General features: G+C 58.0%; 6 protein-coding genes and 1 pseudogene. 4 read left to right on the forward strand and 3 right to left on the reverse strand.

Annotated features, from left to right (window positions below):
• Window positions 1-482: 482 nt before the first annotated feature.
• Window positions 483-1,727 (reverse strand): PAS domain S-box protein, encoded by a 1,245-nt coding sequence (locus IH881_15340; protein ID MCH7869069.1) that lies wholly within the window; start codon window positions 1,725-1,727, stop codon window positions 483-485.
• A gap of 476 nt (window positions 1,728-2,203) precedes the next feature.
• Window positions 2,204-2,353, reverse strand: a pseudogene (locus IH881_15345) (IS3 family transposase).
• A 752-nt stretch (window positions 2,354-3,105) separates the two neighbouring features.
• Here IH881_15345 and IH881_15350 point away from each other — a divergent pair.
• Genes IH881_15350 through IH881_15360 form a run of 3 tightly spaced genes read left to right on the forward strand, consistent with a single transcriptional unit; the run spans window position 3,106 to window position 4,150 of the window.
• Entirely contained in the window at window positions 3,106-3,459 is a 354-nt protein-coding gene (locus IH881_15350; protein MCH7869070.1) for a transposase, read from the forward strand.
• 4 nt (window positions 3,460-3,463) lie between these two features.
• On the forward strand, window positions 3,464-3,802 hold the full coding sequence (locus IH881_15355; GenBank protein ID MCH7869071.1) for a helix-turn-helix domain-containing protein: 339 nt from the start codon (window positions 3,464-3,466) through the stop codon (window positions 3,800-3,802).
• Between the two features lie 6 nt (window positions 3,803-3,808).
• Window positions 3,809-4,150: a transposase family protein gene (locus IH881_15360; GenBank protein ID MCH7869072.1), complete on the forward strand. Its 342-nt coding sequence runs from the start codon at window positions 3,809-3,811 to the stop codon at window positions 4,148-4,150.
• Window positions 4,151-4,344: 194 nt separating this feature from the next.
• Here the strand turns inward: IH881_15360 and IH881_15365 are convergent, their stop codons facing one another.
• The gene (locus IH881_15365; GenBank protein MCH7869073.1) at window positions 4,345-5,610 is read right to left on the reverse strand and encodes an IS110 family transposase; all 1,266 of its coding nucleotides are present in this window, start codon (window positions 5,608-5,610) and stop codon (window positions 4,345-4,347) included.
• A gap of 22 nt (window positions 5,611-5,632) precedes the next feature.
• On the opposite strand from IH881_15365, the gene IH881_15370 reads away from it, so the two are divergent.
• Window positions 5,633-6,000, forward strand: a 368-nt coding sequence (locus IH881_15370) for a transposase (GenBank protein ID MCH7869074.1), incomplete at its 3' end; no start/stop codon positions are given.

Genomic DNA, 6,000 nt, shown 5'->3' on the forward strand with positions numbered 1-6,000 from the left:
GGAGGGACTCAGCTCATTCGAATGTCGACGCTCATGACCGAATATAGCGTCAATCAGGTACTCGAGGCTAAGCAAGAACGACACACAATGCAAGAATCGTGTGCTAGCTGATACGCAAGAGCGACTGTGGTTCCGGTCCCTCGTCTTTGAGCCAAACCCCTTCTAGGCAGCCCTTTGCAGCTCTCGCGAATACCGATGGTGCAGCCCACCCACGCGAGGAATCGAGACGACCTTCCCGTTTTCGCGCGATTCGACAGTCCGTTTTGCAGGAGTGTCCTTTTCAAGTCCGAGATGGGTTCGGTCCGCGTGGTAGTCGACGTACGACCGATCGAACCCCGAGAAATGGGTGAGGTCGTCGCGATTTCGCGGGTCGGAGGGCTGCATCATCGCTACTCGCGCGAACTCCGAAGGGCTGCCTAGGCTGGATTTGGCTTGATGACGATGCACAGGTACCCGTTTTTGGCCTGCACCGCGATGAATAGTCAGATCCCGCGCTCGACCGGAAAATAGACGTCTACCGTCGTGCCTTCGCCGATCACACTCGTCACGCCGATCGCGCCACCGTGTCCGCGCACGATCCCCAGCGCAACCGGCAGGCCCAGACCGCGTCCGACGAACTTGGTCGTGTAGAAGGGGTCGAAGAGCTTCTCGAGGCACTCGCTCCCGATCCCGCAGCCATCGTCGGAGATCGAGATTCGCACGTAACGGCCCGGTCGAGCTTCCGGCTCGCTCGTGCCGGCCAGGTCGCCAGGCTGAACCTCGCAGACTCGGGCGACGAGCTCGACCTGCCCCGCGTCCTCTCCCTGCGCGTGGTCGGAGCAGTCGATCGCTTCTACGGCGTTGGTGACGAGCGCCACCAGCAGCTGCCCGAGCTGACTGCGATTCCCATGGATGGTGACGCTCTCGTCCGGCAGCCGCATGCCGAAAGTGCCGTGGCCGCGAGTCTGCGCCAACAAACTTTCGCGGCAGCTGTCCAGGAGGTCATTGACCTCGACCGACTCGAAGGTGCGGATCGCGCCACCCACGTAGACGAGCAGGAGCCCGCTCCATTCGGCGAAACGTTCCGCCGACTTCATCGCTTCGCTTAGGAACTCCGCGCCGGGAGACCCGGCGGCCAGCTGCACTTGGGCCAGTTCCAAGTGACCGCAAAGCGCCGTCAACTCGTTATTGAAGTTGTGGGCGATGGCCCCCGCCATCACTCTCAGGCTGTCTGCCTTCTGCGCCTCCTTCTCTCTCAGAGCTTCCACCAGGCGCAAGCGCTCCTTCTCTTCCCGCTTGCGCTCTGTGATGTTCATACTGATACCCATCAAGCGGACGACCTTCTCGTCCTGGTCCCGGATGGGAACGAACGTGGACTGATAGAAGCTGCCGTCCCGCGAGCAGAACTCAAACTCCGAACTCTCTCCGAGATAAGCCTCGCTCATCAGTGTGGTGATGCGATTGGCGTCGGGCTCACTCACGAACTCCAGGTAGTCGAGCCCGATAGCCTGGCTCTCGCTCTCGAAATTCGCCATGAGCAGGCCGGCGGGGTTCATGGAACAGATGCGACCGCTGGCGTCGATCTCGTGGATGCAGTAGGGCGAGCATTCGACGAGGGTGCGGTATCGCTCCTCGCTCGTCGCGAGGGAGTCGAGGAGTTGCCTCAAATCCTTTTCGGGGACGGCCTTACCCTGGCGCTCGGCGTCCTTCACCCGCCCGGAGGCGATGATCTTACAGGAGCGGGACATGCGGCAGTCTCCTGTCGTCGGTGCCCAAGTGCATATGGGCGCTCCATGCAGTTACGCATTCTAGCTTCGCTGGGTGCGTCTGCTAGCTATTCTTGCTAGGCGGGTGCTTCGCCCATCCGTTGTTGTCATGCCGCCATTCTCAGCAGATTCTCGACGCCGATGCACGGCGCTGGTGCATAGATCGAAACGCGGCAGCGATTCCCCGCTTCCGCGTTCTCTATTCGCTGCTGATGGCGCAGGACACTGGCCTGCCGAGGGCAATCATCCGATTCAGAATGTTGCAAGCGATGGTCGCCTCAGCTTTTTGTTACTTCGGATGTCGAGCACGAAGTTTATTGCCGAGGATCGTCTTGTATCTGAAGAAGGAGTCGGGGGACCATCAGCAAGCCCGCGTGGAGGAGAATAGTAAAATTAAGCCGCGAATTTGAAGAAATTGCCGATAACCAGCTTATGTCAAACCTGAAACGAGAGAGCCACCCCTGTCTTCGGGGCTCCGAGATGCTCTGCTCGCCTCGGGGCCCCTCGAGCACGATCCGAATCTTTTCTTCCGGAGCAAACTTCCTACGTGTCTTCCGTCGGATCTCTCGCACTGCGGCTTCAGTGGATTGCTTCCGTTCCTTGCTCATGTCGAGACTCTCCTTGGGGTTCCTGGCCCCGTAAAGTGCCTCTTAGATTAGGGCGTCTGAAAGTCCGAGTTCTGCTGACGGGAAACAAGGTAGTCAGCGACTAGCAAGGGGGATAGCGAGACTCTGCTCTGCGCGCCGGGCCTTCTCAGTGGTATGCTGTCTCTGCAACACCAACCGGGGTCGGCAACTGAGCGCCGATCTGTTAGGTAGCGACGCGAATGGAGCAGGCGAATCCTGGGCTTGACCCGACGCCCATTGGAGTTCAATCTCGACCTCTGAAGGCGTACTCGCCAGGGCAGATCAGTGGCGCAACCTTGTTGGGCTCTCCGGTTGCAGGCTGCATCCTGCTAGCCTCCAATTTTTCACTATTCGGCTCACCGGAAAAGCGCGCCCCTACCCTTGCCTTGGGTCTAGTCGCAACCATCATGTTGTTCGCCTTGGCGCCATTCGTGGCTACACCAGGAGGCAACAATTCCTTTATACAAGGCTTCCCTGCTGTGGTTCTCTTTATGATCGCGCGATGGCTACAAGGCCAAAGTTTCAATGTGTTCATCAAATCGGGTGGCTCGAAACACTCACACTGGCGCGTTATGGGAATCGGTTTGCTGTGCCTCGCGGCTGTGCTTGTGGTCTGGTTCGTTGTGTTCCTGTCGCTCCCAGCAGACTGTAGCCCGTCAGCAAGATTCGGAGATTTAGGCGGTCTGAGCTAAGAGACACTTCCCGGGGCCTGGAACCCCAAGGAGAGTCTCGACATGAGCAAGGAACGAAAGCAATCCACTGAAGCCGCAGTGCGCGAGATCCGTCGCCGCACCCGCCGCAAGTTTTCCCCCGAAGAGAAGATCCGCATCGTACTCGAGGGTCTTCGTGGCGAGCAGAGCATTTCTGAGCTGTGCCGCCGGGAGGGCATCGCCTCGAACTTGTACTACCGCTTGCGCAAGGACTTCTTGGAGGCGGGCAAGAAGCAGTTGGCGGGGGACACGGTTCGCGAAGCGACCAGCGATGAAGTCAAGGATCTGCGCGCGGAGAACCGAGAGCTCAAGGAGGTGGTGGCCGAGATCACTCTGAAGAACCGGGTACTCAAAAAAAGTCTGACGCGCTCTTCATGAAGTGATGGCGAGGAGGATTTTACGTGAGACGCACGGCCTCCGAGAAGATGGAGATCATCCGCCCCTGGTCGAGGGGACGGACCTGCCCGTGCAAGTGACGCTGCGGCAGCTGGGAGTGCCCAGCAGCACGTTTTATGGCTGGTATGAACGCTACATGTCGTTGGGCTTCGATGGGCTGCACGACAAGAAGCCTGCCCCCAGGCCCCGTTGGAACGCGATTCCAACACCTGTGCGGGACGATGTGCTCGAGCTTGCGCTTGCACGGACTGACCTCTCGCCACGGGAACTCGCCTGCCACTACACCGACGAGAAACGCTACTTCGTGTCCGAATCGAGTGTCTAGCGGATCTTGAAGAACGCCGATCTGATCACGAGCCCGGCCTACATTCTGATGCGCGCCTCGGATCGCTTCCAGCACCCAACGACACGGGTGCATGAGATGTGGCAGACGGACTTCACGTACTTCCGGATCATCGGCTGGGGTTGGTACTACCTGTCAACCGTACTCGACGACTTCTCGCGCTACATCGTTGCGTGGAAGCTGACGCCAACGATGGGCGCGACCGATGTCACCGAGACCCTCGACCGGGCCCTCGCGATCACCGGTGTGGACCGAGTGCGAATCAAGCATCGTCCGCGACTGCTGAGCGACAACGTACTAAGTACGGAGTCAACCCCTTTGTTTGCATAGTTCTCTCCCGTCCGGCCGAATAGTGTCCGACGCCTGTTCTTCCAAAATGCATTCGCCAAGCGACTTCCACCGTAAAACGAAATCTCGACTGACCATAGTGACACGAGATCCACAGCGAGTGGTCTCCACTGTACTTAAAACAATCTGAGTTCCAGGCGGAAGATCCAAGCATTATCTACGAGGTCAGTATCGCCTCAACGGCCCTGCGCAGGGATTGTTCCGCCTGGAACCGCCCTTTCGTAGAAAGGGCGATAGTTCGTTTCGTGTTTGATCATGCCATGTGCGACGCGCGCCATCTTGGCTGCCACCGCGGTAAATGCTTTGCGCTTGAGATCCGCGTTCGTTGGGTCGGACGCGACGTAGCGCGCGTACTTGTCTCGGAAGCTGTTCTCGCGCATCCGTATCGCCACTGTGGCCGCCAACCAGAAGACATATCGTAATCGACGATTCCCGCGCTTTGAGAGCTTCTTCTTCCCCCTGAATTGTCCAGATTGTTGCGATGAGAGATCGAGGCCGCAGAACTTGAGGAATTGACGATGGTGGGAGAATCGCCGAAGGTCGCCAGCTTCGGCCAGGATCGTGAGCGCGACGATGGGTCCTACACCGGGTAGAGTCTTCAAGCGGGCGTAGTCTGCGTTGTTCGCAAGAAAGGACTCCGCCTCTTTCTCGATATCCGCGCGAATTTCGCAGAGCCGCTGGTGTTCCCGAAGTACGATCCGAAACATTCGAATTGCCTCAGAATCCTCTGAAACCGGCAACCCGATGCTCTGGGAGGCCGTTGCGTAGAAGTCTTCGAGGAAGGCCGTCTTGTTGACCTTGCGTCCAACGTAGGTCCACGCGTCGTCGATGAATTCCTTCTGAGAGAATTTCGTCACAGCGGCCTGGCACGGGTAGCGCTCGATCAGATGGGTAAACCACTGCGCGCGCTTGCTCTTCATGTACTTCTCGGCCTCCGGCAAGTACAGGGGGAGGTAGTGCGTAAGAATGCTGTGTTGAACCCGAACCTTGTGCAGTGATATTTGGAAGTGAGTCTTCGAAAGTTCCTGGAGCTCGTTTATTCCCTGGACGAGCGGGTCGTGGTAAAGCTGCGTCACACCGGTCTTCAGCATATGGACAATGACCTGGGCATCCTTCGGGTCGTTCTTGTCCCATGAGTTGTAGAGAGCTTCTCTCGTTCGTGCTGCCGCAACTGACGAGATCAGGCGCAGCGAAAATCCCTTCTCAGCCAAAAAGAAAGCAAGGGGCCGGTGATAGTTGCCCGTGGCCTCAAATCCGATGACAGGTCGCTCGTCAAGATCACCGAGAAACTTCGCAAAGCGGCGGTAGTCCTCGAGCTGGTTCGCAACTTTGAAGTGCTGCCTCCGACGCCCCGGTTGCTCGATCAGGACATCGTTGAATTTCTTGGCGATATCGATACCTACCCAGGTTGCTTGATCCGTGGTACATCGAATCGTGGTCATGGCTGGTCCTCCGGAGTCAGGGTTGAGGTGTGCACTTCAAGCCTACGAAAGTGCGACCAGTCATGGCTCATTCGTGATGTACTACGGTCCAGCGTATCTCTCGGGAGAGCTCCGCGACTACCTGGACGAGCGGAAGATGACGCACACCCGCGGTGCTCCATACCATCCTCAAACTCAGGGCAAGATCGAACGTTGGCACCGGACAATGAAGAACGTGGTCAAGCTGGAGCACTACTATTTTCCAGGGGAACTGAAGGAGGCCCTGCGCGACTTCGTCGCGTACTACAACAACGAGCGCTACCACGAAGCTCTCGACAACGTGACACCCGCCGATGTCTACTTCGGGCGGAAGTACAGGATCATCACCGAGCGTGAAAAGATCAAAAAACG

Source organism: Myxococcales bacterium, from assembly GCA_022563535.1.
Classification (GTDB): Bacteria; Myxococcota_A; UBA9160; order UBA9160; family UBA4427; genus DUBZ01.

What these genes read in the sequence shown, in the direction of transcription:
- IH881_15355 (MCH7869071.1), top strand. Translation starts at nt 3,464, where the DNA reads ATGGCGAGGAGGATTTTACGTGAGACGCACGGCCTCCGAGAAGATGGA.
- IH881_15340 (MCH7869069.1), bottom strand. Translation starts at nt 1,727, where the DNA reads ATGTCCCGCTCCTGTAAGATCATCGCCTCCGGGCGGGTGAAGGACGCC.
- IH881_15365 (MCH7869073.1), bottom strand. Translation starts at nt 5,610, where the DNA reads ATGACCACGATTCGATGTACCACGGATCAAGCAACCTGGGTAGGTATC.
- IH881_15350 (MCH7869070.1), top strand. Translation starts at nt 3,106, where the DNA reads ATGAGCAAGGAACGAAAGCAATCCACTGAAGCCGCAGTGCGCGAGATC.